At 71.1% G+C, this 22363-nt stretch carries 13 protein-coding genes; 3 read left to right on the forward strand and 10 right to left on the reverse strand.

Annotation, left to right across the window (positions count from 1 at the left end; genetic code table 11):
• Together ACWGI2_RS34785 and ACWGI2_RS34790 are read right to left on the reverse strand one after the other, a co-directional pair.
• Positions 1-1037, reverse strand: a 1037-nt coding sequence (locus tag ACWGI2_RS34785) for a maltotransferase domain-containing protein (RefSeq protein ID WP_453699824.1), incomplete at its 3' end; no start/stop codon positions are given.
• Between the two features lie 407 nt (positions 1038-1444).
• Entirely contained in the window at positions 1445-2659 is a 1215-nt protein-coding gene (locus ACWGI2_RS34790) for a S8 family peptidase (protein ID WP_453699826.1), read from the reverse strand.
• Between the two features lie 297 nt (positions 2660-2956).
• On the opposite strand from ACWGI2_RS34790, the gene ACWGI2_RS34795 reads away from it, so the two are divergent.
• Together ACWGI2_RS34795 and glgP are read left to right on the forward strand one after the other, a co-directional pair.
• Positions 2957-3421, forward strand: coding sequence for a nuclear transport factor 2 family protein (locus tag ACWGI2_RS34795; RefSeq protein ID WP_453699827.1), 465 nt, complete (start codon positions 2957-2959; stop codon positions 3419-3421).
• Between the two features lie 130 nt (positions 3422-3551).
• A complete protein-coding gene (glgP, locus tag ACWGI2_RS34800; RefSeq protein WP_453699829.1) occupies positions 3552-6182 on the forward strand; it encodes an alpha-glucan family phosphorylase in 2631 nt (876 codons plus the stop codon).
• A gap of 66 nt (positions 6183-6248) precedes the next feature.
• On the opposite strand, the gene ACWGI2_RS34805 is transcribed toward glgP, so the two are convergent.
• The 8 genes from ACWGI2_RS34805 to glgX all read right to left on the reverse strand — a co-directional run bounded on the left by ACWGI2_RS34805 (position 6249) and on the right by glgX (position 20810).
• The gene (locus ACWGI2_RS34805; protein ID WP_453398013.1) at positions 6249-7883 is read right to left on the reverse strand and encodes a M4 family metallopeptidase; all 1635 of its coding nucleotides are present in this window, start codon (positions 7881-7883) and stop codon (positions 6249-6251) included.
• A gap of 309 nt (positions 7884-8192) precedes the next feature.
• The gene (locus tag ACWGI2_RS34810; RefSeq protein ID WP_453699831.1) at positions 8193-10247 is read right to left on the reverse strand and encodes a M4 family metallopeptidase; all 2055 of its coding nucleotides are present in this window, start codon (positions 10245-10247) and stop codon (positions 8193-8195) included.
• A gap of 374 nt (positions 10248-10621) precedes the next feature.
• The gene (locus ACWGI2_RS34815; RefSeq protein WP_453699833.1) at positions 10622-11290 is read right to left on the reverse strand and encodes a DUF4232 domain-containing protein; all 669 of its coding nucleotides are present in this window, start codon (positions 11288-11290) and stop codon (positions 10622-10624) included.
• Positions 11291-11412: 122 nt separating this feature from the next.
• Entirely contained in the window at positions 11413-13368 is a 1956-nt protein-coding gene (locus ACWGI2_RS34820) for an ABC transporter ATP-binding protein (RefSeq protein WP_453699835.1), read from the reverse strand.
• Complete coding sequence (locus ACWGI2_RS34825; protein ID WP_453699837.1) at positions 13365-15269, reverse strand: ABC transporter ATP-binding protein; 1905 nt, start codon at positions 15267-15269, stop codon at positions 13365-13367. Before ACWGI2_RS34825 ends, ACWGI2_RS34820 begins: the two co-directional genes overlap by 4 nt.
• 170 nt (positions 15270-15439) lie before the next feature.
• Complete coding sequence (locus ACWGI2_RS34830) at positions 15440-16810, reverse strand: carbohydrate-binding protein (RefSeq protein ID WP_453699839.1); 1371 nt, start codon at positions 16808-16810, stop codon at positions 15440-15442.
• Positions 16811-17450: 640 nt separating this feature from the next.
• On the reverse strand, positions 17451-18404 hold the full coding sequence (locus ACWGI2_RS34835; protein ID WP_453699841.1) for a LysR substrate-binding domain-containing protein: 954 nt from the start codon (positions 18402-18404) through the stop codon (positions 17451-17453).
• A gap of 75 nt (positions 18405-18479) precedes the next feature.
• Positions 18480-20810: a glycogen debranching protein GlgX gene (gene glgX, locus ACWGI2_RS34840; RefSeq protein ID WP_453699842.1), complete on the reverse strand. Its 2331-nt coding sequence runs from the start codon at positions 20808-20810 to the stop codon at positions 18480-18482.
• Between the two features lie 221 nt (positions 20811-21031).
• Between glgX and ACWGI2_RS34845 the strand changes: the two genes are divergently transcribed.
• Positions 21032-22231, forward strand: a complete 1200-nt coding sequence (locus ACWGI2_RS34845) for an Ig-like domain-containing protein (RefSeq protein WP_453699843.1) — start codon at positions 21032-21034, stop codon at positions 22229-22231.
• Positions 22232-22363 lie beyond the last annotated feature (132 nt).

A 22363-nucleotide genomic window follows, 5' to 3' on the forward strand; every position in this document is an offset into this window, starting at 1 on the left:
TCCAGGGTGCCCAGGTCGGGGTGGATGGCGTCGTGGCCGCCCTCGGGGGAGCCGATCGCCCAGGGCACGCCCACGTCGTGCGGGCCGGGGGACAGGGAGTTGTTCGGCCCTTTGCGAAAGGTGGTCCCGATGGGGTGGATGGGCGGCAGGTAGACGACGTCGAAGCCCATCGCGGCAATGGCCGGCAGCCGCTCGGCGGCGGTGCGGAACGTGCCCGACTTCGGGGGCTTCCCCTCGCGCACGACGGCACCTTCCGAGCGCGGGAAGAACTCGTACCAGGACCCGAACAGCGCCCGCTCCCGCTCCACGACCAGCGGCAACCGCTCCGACTCCGTGACGAGTTCACGCAGCGGATGCTCGGCGAGGACCGCGTCCACCTCCGGGGTGAGAGCGGCCGCCAGACGGGCCGCGACCGGGCGCTCCGCGTCGCGCAGGGCCTCGGCGGCGGCGCGGAGGGTGGCGCGGCGGCCCTTGCTCGCGGGGGCGTCGGCCGCGGCGCGTTCGTGCAGGCGGGCGCCTTCCTCCAGGACGAGTTCGGTGTCGATGCCCGCCGGTATCTTGATGTGCGCGTGGTGCCGCCACTGGGTGACGGGGTCGCCCCACGCCTCGACGGAGTACGTCCAGTTCCCCTCCGCGTCCGGGGTGACGTCCGCGCCCCACCGGTCGGTGCCGGGGGCCAGCTCGCGCATGGGGGTCCATGGCCCGGGGCGTCCTTCAGGATCGCGCAGCACGACATTGGCGGCGACCGCCTCGTGCCCTTCGCGGAACACGGTGGCGGTGACCTGGAAGGTCTCGCCCACCACGGCCTTGGCGGGCCGCCGCCCGCCGTGGACGAGGGGCGCGATGTCGAAGACGGGGATGCGGCCGGTGAGGGTGCCCGGCCGGGCGGGGCGCGGGGGTGGGTCCTGCGGATCCCGTGCATCCCGCGGGTCCTGCGGGTGCTGCGGGTGCTGCGGGTCCTGCTGTGGTGCCGGGGATGTGGGCACCCTTGTGGGGGCCTTTCCCGAGGGCGTCGCCGACGGGCGAGTTGAGGGCATGACCGCTCCTGTCCGCGTTACATAAGTGGGGCGGATACGGGGGTGTGGAGGGGTTCAGCGACTGCGTGCCGCGCTTGTGGGGCCGTACTGAGCCGTGACTGACCGTACTGAGCCGTGTGCGTACCGGGGGAGCCTTCCCACCAACTTCGGGTGGGCAATCCGGCGCTTTGTTAACTACTGGTGCGTAAGGCCTCATACAAGACCGGGGGAGCCGGCCCCGTCTTTCCGGCTGGGGGTCCGGGGGTCATCCCCCGGGGCGTGCAGCACTACTGGTGCGTAAGGCCTCATAACAACACCGGCGTCCTATCGAGGGTGCTTCGGGTTGGCGCCTGAGGCAAGGCCGCAGCCGCGCACGCAGAACCGGCCCCGCCGTGTGCGGCGGGGCCGGTTCCGTGATGCGTCGTGCGCTACGGGTTGTTGACCTGCAGCAACTTGTTCGGGGAGCCGAGGCCGGCGCCCGTCACCTTGCCCGGCACCGCCCCGTCGGACAGCGCCTTGCTCACCTCGGCCGGTGCGGCCGACGGGTGATCGGCGAGGTAGAGCGCCGCCGCGCCCGCCACGTGCGGCGAGGCCATCGACGTACCCGAGATGGTGTTCGTGGCCGCGTCGTTCGTGTTCCACGCGGAGGTGATGCCGACGCCCGGCGCGAACAGGTCGAGGCTGCTGCCCCAGTTGGAGAAGCTCGCCCTTGCGTCCTTGGCGTCGGTCGCGCCGACCGTGACCGCTTCCTTCACGCGGGCCGGCGAGAACAGGAACGCGGGAAGCCCGTCGTTGCCCGCCGCGACCGTGTAAGTGACCCCGGACGCGATGGAGTTGCGTACGGCCGCGTCCAGCTGGGCGTTGGCCGAGCCGCCCAGGCTGAGGTTGGCGACTGCGGGCTTCTTCGCGTTCTTCGTCACCCAGTCGATGCCGGCGATGACCTGCGCGGTCGACCCCGACCCCGCGTCGTCGAGCACGCGGACGCCCACGACGTTCGCCTTCTTGGCGACGCCGTGGCTCGTGCCCGCGACGGTCGCGGAGACATGCGTGCCGTGTCCGTTGCCGTCCTGCGCCGTGGCGTCGTTGTCGATGAAGTCCCAGCCGCTGCTCGCACGGCCGCCGAAGTCCTGGTGCGACGTGCGGATGCCGGTGTCGATGACGTACGTCGTCACGCCCTGCCCCGAAGACTCGGGCGAGGTGTAGGACTTGTCGAGCGGCAGGTTCTTCTGGTCGATCCGGTCGAGTCCCCAGGAGGGCGGATTCTGCTGGGTGTTGTCCAGGGACACGGTGCTGTCCTGGACGACGGAGGCGACCTTCGAGTCACCCGCGAGCTTCTTGGCCTGATCCGAACTGACCCGCACCGCATATCCGTTGAGCGCGGTGCTGTAGGTGTGACGTATTTCCGCCCCGTACTTCGCGGCGAGGCCCTTGCCCGCGTCCGACGGGGCCTCGGTGCCGCCCTTGAGCGTGACGATGTAACTTCCGCTGATGGAACCGGGCTCCCCGGCGCCGAGTATCTTCCCCAGCGGGGCATCGGCGGGAGCGGCGTGTGCGGGCAGCGTGATGGCCGAAAGCACCGTCGCCGTGGTGGCGGCGGTGACGGCTCCCGCCCACCGCAAACGCTTCGTTCGCGTCAGAGTCATACGCTGGTTTCCCTCCCCAACTTGACGTGCAACCCGTGGAGTTGGAGCGGTCTGTGCCGGATTCCCCGTATCCTCCACGAGCGCCACTTGGCAGCCTCTCGTGTGGCGTGAGGCCCTACAAGACCACACGGCGTGGGGGAATCGGCCATACCGCCCGTGGGGGTGCTGTGAGGGTTGCGCCGATTTCCGGACGGATTCAGGATGCCTGCGATAGGTGCGGGGCCACGGGGTGACCGTCGGTACGTCGACGTCCGTTTCCCGCCAGCGGAGCAGTGCCCGCGCCGTCACGCTGACGGCATGACCAGCACACACGAAATGACCAGCACGCACGAAGCACCCGCGCCGGACTCCCTCTCCGTCCTCACCGGCATGTACGAGGCGGAGTCCCGCTACCTGGCGGCCGGCGGCCCCGGCAAAGCGTCGTTCGACCTGCTCGCCCCCTATTTCGCCCCCGATGTCGTGCTGCACCAGGCGCGGGCACTCCCATACGGCGGCACCTGGCGCGGCCACGACGGAATGACCCGCTTCTTCCTCGCCATGGCCGAGGCGTGGGAGTCCTTCGAGATCGGCGAGCAGGAGTTCCTGGCCGCGGGCGAGACGGTGGTCGTCCACACCCAGGTCCGCGCGGTGGCACGTGCCACGGGGCGTGAACTCGCCTTCCCCGTACTGCAGACGATCACCGTGCGGGACGGGCGGATCACGGAGGTGCGGCCGTTCTACTGGGACACGGCGACGATCGTGGCGGCGATGGCACGTCCCTGAGGGCCGTGCTCCCTGTGCGCCGTGGTGACAGGAGCGGCGCACCGCTAACGTCGGTGCGGTACGGCGATACGCGAGGTACGAAAGCCCCGGCATACGCCCCGTCAGACGCTCCGGCAGAGGTGCACACGTGATGAAGGCCATCCGTCGATTCACCGTACGTCCCGCCCTTCCCGAACCCCTCACCCCGCTGTCGGAGCTGGCGCGCAATCTGCGCTGGTCCTGGCATGCGGACACCCGTGACCTGTTCAAGACCATCGACCCCGAGCAGTGGGCCGCATCGGGCTGTGACCCCGTGCGGCTGCTCGGCAGCGTGACGCCCGACCGGCTCGCCCAGCTGGCGGGGGACGGTCCCTTCCTGCGGCGGCTCGCCGAGGCCTCGGACGGGCTCCGGGAGTACGTCACCGGGGCGCGCTGGTACCAGGAGCAGGCCGCCGAGCGTGGCGGCGAACTGCCGTGCGCGGTCGCCTACTTCTCGCCCGAGTTCGGCATCACCGCCGCCCTTCCGCAGTACTCGGGCGGGCTCGGCATCCTCGCGGGCGACCACCTGAAGGCGGCGAGCGACCTCGGGCTTCCGCTCATCGGGGTCGGGCTGCTCTACCGGCACGGCTACTTCCACCAGTCCCTGTCCCGCGACGGCTGGCAGCAGGAGACCTACCCGGTGCTCGACCCGAACGAGCTGCCCCTCTCCCTCCTGCGCGAGGCGGACGGCACCCCGAGCCTGGTGTCGATCGCGCTGCCCGGCGGGCGATCGCTGCGGGCCCACGTCTGGCAGGCCGGCGTCGGACGCGTACCGCTGCTGATGCTCGACTCGGACGTCGAGGAGAACGACCCCGGCGCCCGCGAGGTGACCGACCGGCTCTACGGCGGCGGCAGCGAGCACCGGCTGCTCCAGGAGATGCTGCTCGGCATCGGCGGGGTGCGCGCCATCAGGACGTACTGCCGGCTGAGCGGGCACCCGGAGCCCGAGGTCTTCCACACGAACGAAGGCCACGCGGGCTTCCTCGGTCTGGAGCGGATTCATGAACTCGCGCGCGAGGGCGTGGAGTTCGACGCCTCGCTCGAAGCGGTGCGGGCCGGGACCGTCTTCACCACCCACACCCCCGTACCCGCCGGGATCGACCGCTTCGACCGTGAGCTGGTCGCCCGGCACTTCGGCCCGGACGCCGAGCTGCCCCGCATCGACGTCGAGCGGATACTGCGGCTCGGCATGGAGACGTATCCCGGCGGCGAGCCCAACCTCTTCAACATGGCGGTGATGGGCCTGCGGCTCGGGCGCCGCGCCAACGGCGTATCGACCCTGCACGGCAAGGTGAGCCGGGAGATGTTCTCGGGCCTGTGGCCGGGATTCGACGCCGAGGAAGTGCCGATCGCCTCCGTCACGAACGGCGTGCACGCCCCGACGTGGGTCGCCCCCGAGGTCTTCCGCCTCGGCGCTCGGCAGATCGGCGCGCAGAGGACCGAGGACGCGCTGTCGGTGGGCGGCTCCGACCGGTGGGACGCTGTCGCCGAGATCCAGGACGCGGACATCTGGGAGCTGCGGCGTGAGCTGCGGGGCCAGCTGGTGACGGAGGTCAGGCGGCGGCTCTACGCGTCGTGGCGTCAACGAGGCGCGGCGAGCGCGGAGTTGGGCTGGATCGACGACGTGCTGGACCCGGACGTCCTGACGATCGGCTTCGCGCGCCGCGTCCCCTCGTACAAGCGCCTGACGCTGATGCTGCGGGACCGCGACCGGCTGATGGAACTGCTCACGCACCCGGAAAGGCCGATCCAGATCGTGGTGGCGGGCAAGGCGCACCCGGCGGACGACGGGGGCAAGCGGCTCATCCAGGAGCTGGTGCGCTTCACGGACGATCCGCGGGTGCGCAACCGGATCGTGTTCCTGCCGGACTACGGCATGGCGATGGCCCAGAAGCTGTACCCCGGCTGCGACGTCTGGCTGAACAACCCTCTCCGTCCGCTGGAGGCGTGCGGGACGAGCGGGATGAAGGCGGCGCTGAACGGCTGCCTCAACCTGTCGGTCCTGGACGGCTGGTGGGACGAGTGGTTCGAACCGGACTTCGGATGGGCGATCCCCACGGCGGACGGGGCGGCGACGGACGACGACCGCCGGGACGACCTGGAGGCCGCGGCGCTGTACGACCTGCTCGAACGCAGGATCACGCCCCGCTTCTACGAGCAGGGTCCCGGTGGCCTGCCCGACCGGTGGATCGAGATGGTGCGCCGGACGCTGACCCGTCTCGGTCCGAAGGTGCTCGCGGGCCGGATGGTGCGTGACTACGTGGAGCAGCTGTACGTCCCCGCCGCGCGGGCGCATCGCACGCTGGGCCCGGATGCCGCGGGGGAGCTCGCCTCCTGGAAGGCGCGGGTGCGCGCCGCCTGGCCGCGGGTCGCCGTCGACCACGTGGAGGCGTCGGCGACGGGCGCCACGGCCGAACTGGGCGCCACGCTCTCGCTGCGGGTCCGCGTGCACCTGGGCGAACTGACCCCGGACGACGTGGAGGTCCAGGCGATCGCGGGCCGCGTAGACCCCGAGGACGTCATCGCCGACGCGATCCCGGTCCCACTGAAACCGGTGGGCGGCCCGGACGCGGAGGGCCGCCGCTTGTACGAGGGCCCGCTGGCCCTGGACCGCACGGGGCCGTTCGGCTACACGGTCCGGATCCTGCCGTCCCACCGACTGCTGGCCAGCGGGGCGGAGTTGGGCTTGGTGGCGGTGCCGTCGGAGGGGACGGGGGAGGCTGCGGGGGTGCTGTTGCGGTAGGGACCTGTCCCTGCGGGAAACGCCGGACGGGCCGGAGGATTCCGGCCCGTCCAGTGGTGCGGGGAACTACTTGACGTTGACGCCCGTCCAGGCCGCCGCCACGCCCTTGGCCTCGGCGGAGTCCGCGCCGTACAGGTCGGTTGCCGCCTTCAAGGTGCCCTCGCGGGCCGCCTTGTAGTCCGTCGTCGTCGTGAAGTACGACGTCAGGGCCTTGAACCAGATCTTCTCGGCCTTGTCGCGGCCGATGCCCTCGACCTTGGAGCCGTCGGCCGTCGGGGAGTCGTACTTGACGCCGTTGATCTCCTTCGCGCCGCTGCCCTCCGAGAGGAGGTAGAAGAAGTGGTTGGCGATGCCCGAGGAGTAGTGGACGTCTACGTTGCCCGCCTCCGCGCTCCAGTTGTCCAGGGAGTTGCCGTCCTTGGAGGGCTTGTCCATGTAGCGGAGCGGCGAACCGTCGCCGTTGATGTCGATCTTCTCGCCGACCATGTAGTCGGGGACGTCCTCGGCGTTCTTGGCGTTGAACTCGACCGCCGCCGCGAAGATGTCGGAGGTGGCCTCGTTCAGACCGCCCGACTCACCGCTGTACTCCATGTTGGCGGTCGCCGCCGTGACGCCGTGCGTCATCTCGTGCGCCGCGACGTCCATCGACGTGAGCGGCTTCTTGTCGCCCTCGCCGTCGCCGTACGTCATGCAGAAGCAGCTGTCGTCCCAGAAGGCGTTGACGTACGCGTTGCCGTAGTGGACCCGCGATGTCGCGCCCTTGCCGTCGCCCTTGATGCCCTCACGGCCGTGCACGGCCTTGTAGTAGTCCCAGGTCAACTGCGCGCCGTAGGCGGCGTCGACGGCGGCGGTCTGGGCGTCCTCCGGCTTTCCGGTGCCCCACGTGTCGTCGTCGTCGGTGACGAGCTTGCCCTCGCCGCTCTGGCCGTGCGCCAGGTCGTACGTCGAGTGGCCGCCGCGCGCGTCGTCGGTCAGGTCGAAGCCGCTGGTCCCCTTCTTGGAGCCGACCTCGACGTCGCCGCTGTACTGACTGTGGCCCGCGCCGTTCTCGATGGCCTGGTACTGGAAGAGCTTCTTGCCCGTGGCCGCGTCGGTGATGACGTGCAGCTTGCTGGGCGTGCCGTCCTTCTGCACGCCGGTGACGACCGTCTCGTGGGCGAGGACCGGCTTGCCGGACGCGGCCCAGACGACCTTGCGCGGAGCCTGCGCGTCCGCCTTCTTGGTGTCGCCGGACTTCGCGGCGGTCGACTCGGCCTTCGTCGCTACCGACTTCGTCGCGATCTTCGCGGAAGTCGACGCGACCTTGATGGTGGCCTTGGCCGCCTTGGTCACGCTCTTGACCTTGCCGCTCTTCGCGGCGTGCACGACGAGGTCGCCGCCGAGGACGGGCAGGCCGTCGTACGTGCGCTCGTAGCGGGTGTGCGTGGTGCCGTCGCGGTCCTTGACGACGTCGCGTACGACGAGCTTCTCCTTGGCGCCGAGGCCGATCTTCTCGGCGGTCGCGGCTTTGTCCGCGTTCGCGTCCTGAAGCAGGCCGGCGCGGGCCGTGGAGGAGAGTGCGATCGGTGCCCCGGAGGGTGCGGCGGCCCGGTCGGGCTGCGCGGAGGCTCCGGTGGTCAGACCGGCGGCGAGCAGGGCTCCGGCGGCAACAGCGGTGGCTATGGCCAGCGTTGAGCGCTTCCGGGATATGTGGGGGGTCACGCATGCTCCTTCTGTGGGGGGCCCGGACGGCATGGGGGACTGTCCGGGCTGAAAGATGCGGTGCGGGTGTACAGATGTTCTGTTGTGTCGTGCGAGGGAAGAGTGTCAGTTGAGCCAGGTTCATGTCAGGTACCTGACCGCAGGTTGGCCGGAAATCGTCCGTTGAGCGATGGTCCATGTACGCAATGCGAACGGGGAGTTACGCGGTTGGCGGCACGCGCGACGGCACACATGGGTGCGCCGCTCCGGGGAGTGGATCCACCCGGAGCGGCGCAGTCTGCACGTGCTCTCGTCAAGCCCGGTCAGGGCCTACGGGAACGTCAGCTTCCAGCTGTTGATGCGGCCGACGTCCTGCGCGGCCACGTCCTGGACCTTCAGCTTCCAGGTGCCGTTGGCCACCTCGGACGAGGCGTTGACCGTGTAGGTCGCCTGGATGTTGTCCGCCGAGTCCGACGAACTGGAGTTCTTCAGGCGGTACGTCGAGCCGTCCGGGGCCACCAGGTCGACGACCAGGTCACCGCGCCAGGTGTGGATGATGTCGACGCCGACCTTCAGGGCGGCGGGCGCGTTGCCCGTACGGCCGGTGACGTTGACCGACGAGGTGACGGCCGCTCCGTTGTCCGGGATGGCGACGTCGGTGGTGTTCTCGAAGTCCGTGCCGCCGCCGTCGCCGGGCCGCGCGCCGACGTTGACGCCGGCCCAGGCGTGGGCCACCGCCTTGTACTCGGCGCTGGTGGTGCCGTACAGCTCACCGGCCACCGCGAGGGTCCCGGTGCGCGCCGCCGCGTAGTTGGTGGTCGTGGTGAACTTCGTCGTCAGCGCCTTGAACCAGATGAGCGACGCCTTGTCACGACCAATTCCGGTCACGGGCAGACCGTCCGAGGTGGGCGAGTCGTACGAGACGCCGTTGATCACCTTGGCGCCGCTGCCCTCGCTCAGCAGGTAGTAGAAGTGGTTCGCGACACCCGAGGAGTAGTGGACGTCGATGTTGCCGATGCCCGAGTACCAGGAGTCCTTGGACGAGCCGTCCTTGCTCGGCTTGTCCATGTAGCGCAGCGGGGTGCCGTTGCCGCGGATGTCGATCTTCTCGCCGACGTTGTAGTCGCCCACGTCCTGCGCGTTGTTGGCGTGGAACTCGACGGCCGCCGCGAAGATGTCGGACGTCGCCTCGTTCAGGCCGCCGGACTCGCCGCTGTACGTCATGTTGCCGGTGGCCGCCGTCACGCCGTGCGTCATCTCGTGGGCCGCCACGTCGATGGACGTCAGCGGCTTGGCGTTGTTCGCGCCGTCGCCGTACGTCATGCAGAAGCAGGCGTCGGACCAGAACGCGTTGACGTAGTTGTTGCCGTAGTGGACCCGTGAGGACGCGCCGACGCCGTCACCCCGGATGCCGGAACGGCCGTGCACGTTCTTGTAGTAGTCCCAGGTCAGCGCGGCCCCGTAGTGGGCGTCCGCGCCTGCCGTCTCCAGGTTGGAGGGCAGCCCGTTGCCCCACACGTCGTCCGGGCCCGAGAAGAGCGTGCCGGTGCCGGACGTGGCGCGGTTGAGGTTGTACGTCTTGTGGTTGCCGCGAGCGGTGTCGGTCAGGGTGTAGTTGGACCCCGACTGGGCGGTGCCGAGCGTGACTTGACCGCTGTACTGGGTGTTGCCCGTGCCGTTCTCGATGCCCTGCCACTGGAAGAGCTTCTTGCCGGTCGCCGCGTCCGTGATGACGTGCAGCTCGTTCGGGGTGCCGTCGTGCTGAAGACCGCCGACCACCGTCTCGTACGCGAGAGTCGGCTCGCCCTTGGCCATCCAGACGACCTTGCGCGGCTCCCGGTCCGCGTCGGTCTTCTTCGACCCCTCGGCCTTCGCCGCGCCGAGCGCCTGCTTCTCGGCGGTCGCCGCCTTCACCTCGGCGCTGGTGTCGACACCCTTGAGCTCCGCCTTCGCGGCCTTGGTGACGCCCTCGGTCTTCCCCGACTTCGCCTCGTCGACCACCAGGTCGCCGCCGAGGACGGGCAGGCCGTCGTACGTGCGCTCGTAACGGGTGTGCGTCGTGCCGTCGCCGTCCTTGGTGACGTCACGGACGACGAGCTTCTCCTTGGCGCCGAGCCCCAGGTCCTTGGCCGTGTCCGCCTTGGTGGCGTTGGCGTCCTTGAGGAGCGCCGCACGCTGGGCGGGGGTGAGCTTCACGGGCAGGGAACCGGGGTCGGCCTTGCCTATTTTCGCGGCGGCCGGGGTCTTGGCCTTGGATATCGCGGGGTCGTCGGCGGATGCCGGGCCCGTCTGGAAGGCCACCGCGATGAGGGCGGCGACGGCGGTCAGGGCGCCCGCGGCGGTGGCGCGTCTGTGGGAGGCAGGTCTGTGAGAGGTGCTTCTCAACACGGACTCCTTCTGCGCGGCCGCGGGGTACGCGGCCAGGGGGAACGGTCGGCGCGGTCGTGCCGTCCGGGCAGAACAAGGCAGAACGTGGAGCAAGGCAGAACGTGGAGCTGGGAATCGAGGGGAAGAGTGGCACCGGTGCGCTCTGTTTGTCAGGAGTGCGTCAAGAGTTGGCCGGAAATGGTCCGCTGCCCGGTGGGCCACGTTCGATATACGGAGGGGTCGCGCAAGGTGAAGGCCTCGCCATTGTTCGACGGGGCCCGGCGCGGGGTGGCCGGAGCGGCGTGGCTGATTCCGCACCCCGGCCGGGCACGCGAAAGCCGGCCTGGAGCGCTGCGTCGCTCCAGGCCGGTACTTGGGGGAGGGGCCGCTGATCAGAAGTCGTAGGGCTTCGTGGTGTTCCAGTTGGTGACCTCGGCCTCGGACCAGGTGAACTCCGACGGGGCGCCCTTGGCGTCGAACGCGCCCGTCCCGGCGCCGGGGCCGGTGTCGCCGGTCCGGTCGCGCAGGGCGATGGAGAGGTCCGTCGACGTGTGGGTCCTGTCGTCGCCGGCGAAGAGCGACACGGCGGAGTAGATCGTGCCGCCGGGCTTGACCGTGATCCGGGTGGTGCCGCCGGGGGCGTCCTTGGACGAGTGGGGCAGGACGTCTGAGGTGCTGCCGAGCATCACCGACGGGAAGGAAGTGACCCAGCAGGGCTTGGAGTCGGCGTTCGTCGCGGTGATCAGGAGGTGCTCGCCCTGCTCAGCGGGGAAGCGGTGCAGCACGGAGTACGAGATCTCGTCGCCCTTGCACGCCTGGACCGTGGCGACGTGGGCGGGGGCGGCCTTGCCCGCGCTGGAGCCGGACGTCTCCGTCGTCTCCACCGTCTCAGTGGTCTCCGTCGTCGTCTCCTCGGGGCTCTGCGCGCCGACCGTGGTGGCGACGCTCTTGCTCCCGGCGGCCTTGGAGCCGTTGCCGGAGCCGCCGCAGGCGGTCAGGGACAGGGCGAGCGCGGCGGTGGTGGCGGCGAGGACGGTGGCGCGGATCCGGGTCGTACGCATGCTGAGGTTCCCCCGTGCGGTGGTGGATGCGGGACCTGCTGGTCGTTCCCGCCGTTGACACCACTGTGGCCACCCCCGCTGGCGTTCCGCTCACGCCTGGCTGTCGTCCCGCTAACGCGCCGCTACCCCACCACGCTGTCCCGCCACGCCCGGTGCAGGTCCGCGAACGACCCGCTCCCCGAGATGAGTTCGGCCGGGGGCCCGTCCTCCACGACGCGCCCGTGCTCCATCACGAGCACCCGGTCGGCGATCTCCACCGTGGAGAGCCGGTGGGCGATCACCACGGCGGTCCGCCCGCGCAGCACCGTGTGCATGGCGCGCTGCACGGCACGCTCGCCGGGGATGTCGAGCGAGCTGGTCGCCTCGTCGAGGATCAGCACCGCCGGGTCGGCGAGCAGCGCCCGCGCGAAGGCGACGAGCTGCCGCTGACCGGCGGAGATACGGCCGCCCCTCTTGCGTACGTCGGTGTCGTAGCCGTCGGGCAGCGACGTGATGAAGTCATGCGCGCCGATCGCCCGCGCCGCCCGTTCGATGTCCTCGTGGGTGGCGTCGGGGCGGCCGATGGCGATGTTCTCGGCGACGGTCCCGGAGAAGAGGAAGGCCTCCTGGGTCACCATGACGACACCGCGCCGGAGCTCCGCGTTCCCGAGGTCCCGCAGGTCGACCCCGTCGAGCAGGACCCGGCCCTCCGTCGGGTCGTAGAAGCGGGCGAGCAGCTTGGCGAGCGTCGACTTGCCCGCGCCGGTGGAGCCGACCACGGCGACGGTCTGCCCGGCGGGCAGCGTCAGGTCGAAGCGGGGCAGGACCTCGCCGCCGGTCCGGTAGGCGAACCGGACGCCGTCGAACTCGACCTCGCGGCCCCGGTGTTCGGAGGCGAGTGCGGGCAGCGGGCGGGCGCGGTCCGGGTGGGGCTCGGGCACGGAGGGGGTCTGGGCGAGCAGCCCGGCGACCTTCTCCAGGGAAGCGGAGGCCGACTGATACGAGTTGAGGAACATCCCGAGCCGGTCGATCGGGTCGTACAGGCGCCGCAGATACAGCACGGCCGCGGCGAGTACGCCGAGCGCGAGGGTGCCGTCGGTGACGCGGTAGGCGCCCCACAGGACGATGCCCGCGACAGCGGTGTTGGCGACGAGCCGGGAGCCGACCACGTAACGGGCCATCTCCAGCATGGCGTCGCCGTTGGCCCGCTCATGGTGACGGTTGAGGACGCCGAACTCGGCCTCGTTGGCGCGCTCGCGCCGGAAGGCGCGGACGGGGCGGATGCCGTTCATCGTCTCGGCGAACTTCACGATGACGGAGGCGATCGCCGTCGACCGCTTCCCGAAGAGGGGGCCCGCGCGGCGCTGATAGCGGCGTACGAGGAGATAGAGCGGCACGAACGACGCCACGGCCGCGGCGCCGAGGCTCAGGTCGAGCCAGAGCAGCATCGCCGAGATGTAGACGAAGGACAGGATGACGGTGATCAGCTCCTGCAGCCCCTCGCTGAGGAGCTCCCGCAGGGATTCCACGTCGGTGGTGGACCGGGAGATGAGCCGCCCCGAGGTGTACCGCTCGTGGAAGTCCACGCTGAGTGCCTGCGCGTGCCGGAAGATCCGCCCGCGCAGATCGAGCAGGACGTCCTGGTTGACGCGGGCGGAGGCGACGATGAACGCGTACTGGAACGCGCCGGACGCGGCAGCGCAGAGCAGATAGCCGACGCCGATGGCGATGAGGGGCCCGTAGTCGTCGGCCCGGACGGCAGGCACGCCCCGGTCGATGGCGTACGCGACGAGGAGTGGTCCGCCCTGCACGGCCGCCTGCTGCAAGAGAAGCAGCACGGTCGCGATGACGACGCGCGTGCGCAGCGGCGAGAGCAGCGAACGGAGCAGGGCGGCGGTGGCGCCGGGGGGTGCGGGGAGGGTGTCCTTGTCGAAGTCCTCCGCGTTCGAGGGGAGTTGGGTCGGCCCTGTCCCCTCCGCCTCTGCCGTCGGCGACTCGGTGAGGTCCAGAGAGCCGCCGGTGACCTCACGGTCGGGAAGGCCGGGCCGGTCCTCCTCGTCGGGCCCCGTGGTCCGTGAGGCGGGTGTCGACGCGGTCATCGTGTGACCTCACCTTCCGCGGACGCGGGGTCCGATCCTGTCTGTAGGGGTGTTGGGGGTGTTGGGGGTGTGGGTGCGAGCCCCGGATCCGCCTCCCCTGTCGCGGGAGCGACCCCCGCCCCCGACATCAGCCACGCATACTCCGCGTTCCCCCGCAGCAGTTCCTGGTGGGTGCCCACCGCGGTGATTCTGCCTTTGGAGAGCAGGGCGACCCGGTCGGCGAGTTGGACCGTGGAGGGGCGGTGGGCCACCACCAGGGCCGTTGTGTCCCTGAGGACGCGGCGCAGGGCCGCCTCCACCAGGGCCTCCGTGTGGACGTCCAGCGCCGAGAGCGGGTCGTCCAGGACCAGGAAGCGCGGGCGGCCCACCACCGCGCGGGCCAGCGCGAGGCGTTGGCGCTGGCCGCCGGAGAGGCTCAGGCCCTGCTCGCCGACCTGCGTGGCCGTGCCCTGCGGGAGCGCGTGGGCGAAGTCCGCCTGGGCCACCTCAAGGGCGCGCTCCAACTCCGGTGCCCCCGCGGCCTCTTCGGCGCCCATGAGTACGTTCTCGCCCACCGTCGCGGAGAACAGCGTCGGCTCCTCGAAGGCGACCGCCACCAGCGTGCGCAGCCGCTCGCGGTCCATCTCCGCGATGTCCTCGCCGTCCAGCGTGATGCGGCCCCCGCTCACCTCGTGCAGCCGGGGCACCAGCGCCGTCAGCGTCGTCTTGCCGCTGCCCGTCGCGCCGACAAGGGCGAGGGTCTCGCCGGGGCGTATGTGCAGGTCGATCCGGTCGAGGGCCGGTGGCGCACCGGCAGGCGCGTCCGGGTAGCGGAACTCCACGCCGTGGAAGCGGAGTCCGGCCGCCGCGGAGCCCTCACCGGGGGACGCGACCTCCGTGGCGGCCTCCGTGTCGGCTTCCGGCTGCGCGTCCATCACCTCGAAGTACCGCTCCGTGGCCGTCGCCGACTCCTGGCTCATCGCGAGCAGGAACCCGATCGACTCCACCGGCCAGCGCAGCGCCAGCGCCGTGGAGAGGAACGCGACCAGCGTGCCCGTCGACAGGTCCCCGTCCGCCACCTGCACCGTCCCGAGCACCAGCGCCGCACCGATCGCGACCTCCGGCAGTGCCATGATCACCGCGTTGATCGCCGCGAGCAGCCGCGCCTTGGCCAGCTCCGTACCCCGCAATGTGTGCGAGAGCTCGCGGAACGCCCGTGCCTGGCTGCGGTGGCGGCCGAAGCCCTTGATGATGCGGATGCCGAGCACGCTCTCCTCGACGACCGTCGTCAGATCGCCGACCTGGTCCTGCGCCCGCCGCGCCACGGCCATGTACCGGCCCTCGACGTACGCGCAGACGATCACCAGAGGCACCAGCGGGGACAGCAGCACGAGCCCGAGTACCCAGTCCTGCGCCAGCAGGATCGCCATGCCGACCACGATCGTCGTCCCGTTCACGACCAGGAACGTCAGCGGGAAGGCGAGGAACATCCGCAGCAGCATCAGATCCGTCGTGCCGCGCGACAGCAACTGGCCCGAGGCCCACCGGTCGTGGAAGGCCACGGGAAGCCGCTGCAAATGGCGGTAGAGATCCGCCCGCATCGCCGCCTCGACCGAGGCGAGCGGCCGCGCCACCAGCCACCGCCGAAGACCGAAGAGCAGTGCCTCCGCGACACCGAGCAGAAGCAGCAGCAGGGCCCCGATCCACACCCCGCCGAGATCCCGGTCCGCCACCGGTCCGTCCACGAGCCACTTCAGTACGAGGGGGAAGACCAGCCCCGTACAGGAGGCGATGATGGCGACAAATGCCGCGCTGAACAGGCGAGTTCGGACGGGGCGGACGTACGGCCACAGCCTCAGCAGCGTCCGCGCCGCGGACCCTCCCCGGTCAGGTTCCTTGGTCGGTGCATCTGGTTTCGGCATCAGGAGCGAGCCTACGGATGGCGACTGACAGAGCCCACCGAGTTTTGACCTGCCCCCGCTCGTCCGCTGGTCCTACGACCAGGCCGCACTACGGCAAGTTGGGCGTCAAGGACCGTGCCGCGGCCGTCGCGATGGCGTACGGCCGCGGCATTCTGAGCTGACTCCGGAGGTCAGGCGCGCTGCCAGAGGGCAGGGGTGCTCGGCGGCTCCCAGCCGGGCTGAGCCTGATGCCCCTGCAAGCACCGGTAGGTGGACCCGCCGTAAGTGACCGTGTCACCCGCGGCGTAGACCTTGCCCGCGGCCCACGTGCCGCCCGGGTCGGGGTCACCGGGGCCCGGGTCGCCGCCGCCCGTGGTCCTCAGCGTCAGGCCGAACTGCTGAAGGAGCGGATTGATCGGCTGGTGGAAGGTCGTGCCGCCGCTGCGGCAGTTGCCCGAGCCGCCGGATGTGACGCCCTGCGCCTGGCTCCCGGATATGTAGGAGCCGCCCGAGTCGCCGGGCTCCGCGCAGACCGACGTACGCGTCACGCCGCTGATGGTGCCCTCGGGGTAGGTGACGCTGGTGTTGTGCTGCTGGATCGTGCCGCAGTGCCACCCCGTGGTGGAGCCGGAGCGGCAGATCGACGCACCCACCGGGGACTGCGTGGAGCCCCCGACGCCGACCCGCTGCCCGCCCTGGCCCTTCACGTACGGGGTGGCGGTCCACTGGGAGTTGGTGGCGACCCAGGCCATGTCCCTGCCGGGGAAGATGGACGCCTGGAACGTGCCCTGAGCCACCTGGTTGTAGCCGCTGGTCGCGGTACCGGCCCGCCCGCAGTGGCCCGCCGTGGCGAAGCCCTGCTGGGTGCCCTTGGTGATCGGGAAGCCGATGGAACACCGGCCGCCCATGTAGTAGGCGTCGCCGCCCACGAGGTCGTAGAACGGGCGCGGCCGTTCCCGGGTCTCCTCCACGCGTACGAGGGAGGGAGCGACGCCGGCGGCGGAGACGAGGGAGTGGGCGGCGCCCGTCTTCAGGGCACGCACGACGAGGGAGTTGGACCGCACGTCGACGTACCAGACGGGAGCGTCGCGAGTGGCGGCCTTGTCCGCGGCGCGGTCCAACCGCGCTTTGGCAGCGTCAAGTTGGCGGATGGAATGCGGCACGACCTCGGCCCGCGCACCCCGGGCCTCGATCTTCCGCACATCGGAGGCATCGGTGGTGGCCACGGTGAGCCGGGCCGAGGTGGCGCCGTGCACCCAGGCACCCGCGAAGTCACGTCCGAGCGCGGCCCGCAGGGCTCCCGCGACGGCGCCGGCCTCGGCCTCGTTGACCAAACGAGCCTCGGCCTGCGCCGCCGTGAGGCCGAGGTCCCGCTGCATGGCCTTCAGGACCTCGGGCGATGTCCTGTCGACGGCGGCGGTCTCGGCGGGGGAGGGCGAAGGGGGCGCGGCGGGATCGGCCTGGGCCTGAGCGGTGCCGGACAGACCCGCGAGAACCAGGGCACCGGCAGCACCAAGCGCGGCACAGGCCGCGGCGGCGCGTCTGTGGTGGATGGGAGGCATGGGGACATCTCCTCGATTGCGAGGGGGGAGCGGACCGGCGAGGGCCCGGCCAGCGGATCGCCCACACCGTAAAACCCTCAACAGCCCACCATCAGCTACCAGTCGACCCCCGTGCCTGGCGTTATGGAAGGCGCGGGGTGCGGGTGCGGTGAGGTGATGGGAGGTGCGGCGAGGAGGCATGGCGGGCTCGGGGGAGGTGCGTGAGGGGGGCGCGGTCTCGTCGAGGGAGGTGTGGTGAGGGAGTGGGTTACGGGGGTGCGGGCCGGTCACGCGGCGAGGTGTTGGGAGCCGTAGCGATGAGGCAAGGCGGGCTCGGGGAAGGTGTCGTGACGTGGCGCGGTCTCGTCGGGGGGAGGTTGCCGTGAGGGGTGCGCGGTCCGGCCGCGGTAGGTGAGGCGAGGGTGCGGTCCGGTTCCGGCAGGTGCGGGCCGGTCGCGGAAGGTGGGGGCGAGGGCGTGGCGAGGTCAGGGGTGGTGCGGCGCGGTCCGGTCGCGGTAGGTGCGGCGCGGGCAGGGGTGGTGCGGCGCGGCGCGGTCCGGTCGTGGAAGGTGCGGGCGAGGGCGCGGCGAGGTCAGGGGCAGTGCGGCGCGGTCCCGTCGCGTAGGTGCAGCGAAGTCAGGGGTGATGAAGTGCTGTTCCGTCAGAGCTGGTGTGGGGGCGGGGTTGCGAGCCACGCCGTGTAGCTTTCGCTGCGGGCCGCTGCTTCCGCGTGGGCCGTGCGGGCCTGGGCGAAGACTGCCGGTGCTGTGTCGTGGGCCGGGGCCGCCGGGTGCCAGCCGAGCAGGTGCCGCCAGTACAGCGGTGCCCCGGAGAGGGGTCTGGTCACCAGGCCCGGCGTCGGCGGGAACGTCGCCCTGCACAGGCCCACCGCCCGCCCCACCTGCACCAAGTGCACGCAGGACGCCACGTCCGTCTCGTACACCGACGACGGAGTGAAGCCTGCTCTGGCGCACGCCGCGGTGAAGCAGTCCGCGAAGCAGCCGTCGCCCGGCACATCCGTCCACGACTCCTCCGCGAGGGCCGCCAGGTCGATCTCCTGGCGGTCGGCCAGCGGGTGGTCCGTGGGCAGCATGACGAACACCGGGTCACGGGCGACCTCACGCCACACCAGGAGCTCGTTCTCCGGCGGTGCGCTCGCCCCGCACGTCCCCACCAGCGCGAAGTCGAGGCGCCCGTCAGCCGTGCGGGACGCGATCTCCCGCTCCGACCAGGAGGTGTGCGTCGTCACCGGCACCCCCGGATACGCGGCGGCGAGCCGGTCCACCAAGGCCCCGAGCAGCGGCCCGTGCGTCGCGCCGAGCCGGAACCCCGCACCGCCCGCCCAGTCCCGGCCGAACCGCAGCGCCTCCTCCCGCAGGCCGGTCACCGCGGGCAGCACCACCCGCGCACGGGCCAGCACGAACTCCCCCAGCGCGGTCGCCCGCACCCCATGCCGCCCCCGCTCGAACAGCTCCCCTCCCAAGGCGCGCTCGATCCGCTTCAGCTGCGCGCTCAGGGCGGGCTGCGCGAGCCCGAGCGCGGTGGCGGCCTTGGTCAGGCTGCCCGCGTCGGCGATCGCCCGGATCGTCTTCAGGTGCCTCAACTCCAGGTCCATGGCCCGAGCTTGACCCGTGCCGGGGAGCGCGGCAATGGGCAGGTACGGACCAATGCGGACCACCGCCTGGCACCCTCAGCCCCCGCCCCCCGCCACGTCGTCCCGCACCCGCAGCAGCAGCACCGACCGCGCGGCCACCGTGACCGTCGCGTCGGCGCGCAGTACCGTGCCGGGCGCCTCCCCCTGCTCCTCCAGGGACGTGTCCACCACCACCTCGTACTCCCGCGCCCACGGCGCCCCCGGCAGCACGAAGCTCCCCGCGCGGTCCGCCGCGTGCAGGATCGCCAGGAAGCTGTCGTCGACGACCGGCGCACCCCGGGCGTCACGTCCGGGGATGTCGCGGCCGGACAGATACATGCCCAGCGTCGCGGCCGGCGCGTACCAGTCGCCCTCCGTCATCTCCGTCCCGCGCGCCGTGAACCACGCCAGATCCCGAAGCCCGTCCGCCGAATGCGCACGCCCGGAGAAGAACGCCCGCCGACGGAGTACGGGATGCCGGTGGCGCAAGGTGATCAGACGGGACGTCAGGTCGAAGAGCGCCCGCCACCCCGGATCGTCGAGCAGCCCCCAGTCCACCCAGCTGACCTCGTTGTCCTGGCAGTACGCGTTGTTGCTGCCCCCCTGCGTACGCCCCATCTCGTCCCCGGCGACCAGCATCGGCACCCCCGTCGAGAGCAGCAGTGTCGTCAGGAGATTGCGCAGCTGCCGCCGCCGCAGCTGAGCCACCCCCGCGTCCGCCGTCTCGCCCTCCACACCACAGTTCCAGGACCGGTTGTCGTCCGAACCGTCCCTGTTCCCCTCCCCGTTGGCCTCGTTGTGCTTCCGCTCGTACGTCACCAGGTCCCGCAGCGTGAACCCGTCGTGCGCCGTCACGAAGTTCACCGACGCGTACGGACGCCGCCCGCCCCACGCGTACAGATCGCTCGACCCGGAGAGCCGGTAGCCCAGATCCCGCACATCGGGCAGCGCGCCCCGCCAGAAGTCCCGCACCGCGCCCCGGTAGCGGTCGTTCCACTCCGTCCACAGCGGAGGGAAGGCCCCGACCTGATAACCCCCGGAACCCACGTCCCACGGCTCGGCGATCAGCTTCACCCGCCGCAGGACCGGATCCTGCGCGATCACCGCGAGGAAGGGTGACAGCATGTCGACGTCGTGGAACGAGCGGGCAAGGGCCGCCGCGAGATCGAAGCGGAAACCGTCCACCCCCATCTCGGTCACCCAGTAGCGCAAGGAATCCGTGATCAGCCGCAGCACATGCGGCTGCACCACCTGGAGCGTGTTCCCGCAGCCCGTGTAGTCCGCGTACCGCCGCGCGTCCGACGGCTGAAGACGGTAGTAGCCGCGGTTGTCTATGCCCTTGAGCGAGAGCATCGGGCCCAGCTCGCCCGCCTCCGCCGTGTGGTTGTAGACCACGTCCAGGATCACCTCGATCCCGGCCTCGTGCAGCGCCCGCACCATCCGCCTGAACTCGCCGACCTGCCCGCCCGTCGTCCCCGACGCCGCGTACGCCGCGTGCGGCGCGAAGTAACCGATCGAGTTGTAGCCCCAGTAGTTCTTCAGGCCCCGGCGCAGGAGATGGTCCTCATGGGCGAACTGGTGCACGGGGAGCAGTTCCACCGCCGTCACCCCGAGCCGTACGAGATGGCCGATCGCCGCGGGATGCGCGAGCCCCGCGTACGTACCCCGCAGCTCCCGCGGAATCCCCGGGTGGAGTTTCGTGAAGCCGCGTACGTGGACCTCGTAGATGACCGAGTCCGCCCACGGAGTCTTCGGGCGCCGGTCGTCGGCCCACTCGTCGTCCGGGGCGTCGTCGTGCACGACCACACCCTTGGGGACGTACGGCGCCGAGTCCCTGTCGTCCCGCACCGTGTCGGCCACCTGCTGCTGGGGCCAGTCCCGCACGTGCCCGTACACCTCGGGCGCCAGGCCCTGCGCGCCGAAGTCGCCATCCACCGCGCGCGCGTACGGGTCGAGGAGCAGCTTCGCCGGGTTCCAGCGTGCGCCCGTCCACGGGTCCCAGCGGCCGTGCACGCGGTAGCCGTAACGCTGCCCCGGACGGACGCCCGGCAGGAAGCCGTGCCATATCTCGTGCGTCAGCTCGGTCAGCGACGTACGCGTCTCGACGCCCCTGTCGTCGAACAGGCAGAGCTCGACGGCCTCCGCACCCCCCGCCCACAGCGCGAAGTTGGTGCCGGCGACCCCGTCGGGCCCCACCCTGAACCGTGCGCCGAGCGGCGTCGGCGCCCCCGGCCACGCGGGCGGCCCCTGCGCGGCAGACGCGGCCCGCGGCGCGGCGCGCGCCTCCGTGGACGTCCCGTTCACGGCGGCGGCCTTCCCGTTCCCCGCGGCCGCGCCCGTCCCGCGCCGCCCACCCCGGAGTGCTTCCTGTTCGGCTGCGCTGGACACCCATTCGCCTCCTGCGGCTCGACCCCTGACGCGTCCCGGCGGCGGGGCGTACCTGACCGGACGGCACGTGTGGACCCGCCGGCCCGGTGCCGTCCTCCCCACTGTTCTGCCCAGCGCGTGCGTCGCACTCACGTTTCCCCAGGAGGGGGACGGTCGTTGGGACGGACGTGAGACAGGTAGCGAGGCGCGCTCGGCGCGCAGGGGCCGCGCTGGCCGCCGTAATGACATGGGCAGGACTGCTTGCCGGGGCCGCGGGGTGCAGCGGTGACGGCGGTGGCATCGACCAGCTGATGGGCAAGCCGCGCTCGCCCGCCGACGTGATCCGGGTGACGCCCGACGACGGCAGCAAGGGAGTCGGGGGAGACGAACAGCTCCAGGTCGAGGTCCCCGACGGACGCCTCGAATCGGTGAAGGTCGTCCGGGTGCAGGACGCGCAGGAGGCTCCGGTGCCCGGCCGCATCCAGGAGGACGGCATGACCTGGAAGCCACTGGACGAAGGCGGCCTCGCGCTCGCCGCGAAGTACTCGGTGGACGCCGTCGCCCTCGACGGCCACGGCCGCCGCTCGGCCCGGCACACGACGTTCACGACGGCCGTCCCCGACGAGCGGTTCATCGCCTACGTGTCACCGGAGAACCGCTCCACCGTCGGCACCGGCATGATCGTCTCCCTGGAGTTCAACGAGGAGATCGAGAACCGCGAGGCCGTCCAGCGCGCCATCAGCGTCACGGCGAACCCGGAAGTCGACGTACGGCCGCACTGGTTCGGCAAGACCCGCGTGGACTTCCGCCCCGAGAAGTACTGGAAGCCCGGCACGAAGGTCACCGTCGGCCTGCGCCTGCGCGACGTCGAAGCCGCCCCCGGCGTCTACGGCCTCCAGGACAAGAGCTTCTCGTTCACGGTCGGCCGCAGCCAGACCTCCCTGGTCGACGCCGCCGAGCGCACGATGGAAGTACGCCGTGACGGCGAGCTCATCTCCACGGTGCCGATCACCGCCGGGGCCCCCAAGACCCCCACGTACAACGGGAAAATGGTGGTCACGGAGATGCTGGAGGTGACCCGGATGAACAGCCGCACCGTCGGCTTCGGCGGCGAGTACAACATCCCCGACGTGCCGCACGCGATGCGCCTGACGACGTCCGGCACCTTCCTGCACGGCAACTACTGGGCCCCGGACGCGCCGGGCAACACGAATGTCAGCCACGGCTGTGTGGGGCTGCGTGATGTGAAGGGCGGCAGCTCACAGACACCGGCGGGGTGGTTCTTCGACCGGACCCTGATCGGTGATGTGGTGGAAGTTGTCAACAGCGATGACAAGAAAGTCGCTCCTGACAACGGGCTCGGTGGCTGGAACATGGGGTGGAAGGAGTGGACGGCGCCGCCCGGCTCCGGGCCGCAGGCCAAGCCTGCGGACGGTCGCTGAGGCAAGGCCCGCACCACCTGCGCAGTTGGGACTGAACGGTGACATTGGCGGGGAGTCATCGGTCAGGGCCGTGTGGTTATCTAGCGCAGGCGCGTGTCTGTGCGCGCTGAGGCACTGGGGTGCGGGCCTGAC

It is taken from the genome of Streptomyces sp. NPDC054866, from assembly GCF_053610745.1.

What these genes read in the sequence shown, in the direction of transcription:
- ACWGI2_RS34795 (WP_453699827.1), top strand. Translation starts at nt 2,957, where the DNA reads ATGACCAGCACACACGAAATGACCAGCACGCACGAAGCACCCGCGCCG.
- ACWGI2_RS34815 (WP_453699833.1), bottom strand. Translation starts at nt 11,290, where the DNA reads ATGCGTACGACCCGGATCCGCGCCACCGTCCTCGCCGCCACCACCGCC.
- ACWGI2_RS34830 (WP_453699839.1), bottom strand. Translation starts at nt 16,810, where the DNA reads ATGCCTCCCATCCACCACAGACGCGCCGCCGCGGCCTGTGCCGCGCTT.
- ACWGI2_RS34790 (WP_453699826.1), bottom strand. Translation starts at nt 2,659, where the DNA reads ATGACTCTGACGCGAACGAAGCGTTTGCGGTGGGCGGGAGCCGTCACC.
- ACWGI2_RS34845 (WP_453699843.1), top strand. Translation starts at nt 21,032, where the DNA reads ATGACATGGGCAGGACTGCTTGCCGGGGCCGCGGGGTGCAGCGGTGAC.
- ACWGI2_RS34820 (WP_453699835.1), bottom strand. Translation starts at nt 13,368, where the DNA reads ATGACCGCGTCGACACCCGCCTCACGGACCACGGGGCCCGACGAGGAG.
- ACWGI2_RS34825 (WP_453699837.1), bottom strand. Translation starts at nt 15,269, where the DNA reads ATGCCGAAACCAGATGCACCGACCAAGGAACCTGACCGGGGAGGGTCC.
- ACWGI2_RS34835 (WP_453699841.1), bottom strand. Translation starts at nt 18,404, where the DNA reads ATGGACCTGGAGTTGAGGCACCTGAAGACGATCCGGGCGATCGCCGAC.
- glgP (WP_453699829.1), top strand. Translation starts at nt 3,552, where the DNA reads ATGAAGGCCATCCGTCGATTCACCGTACGTCCCGCCCTTCCCGAACCC.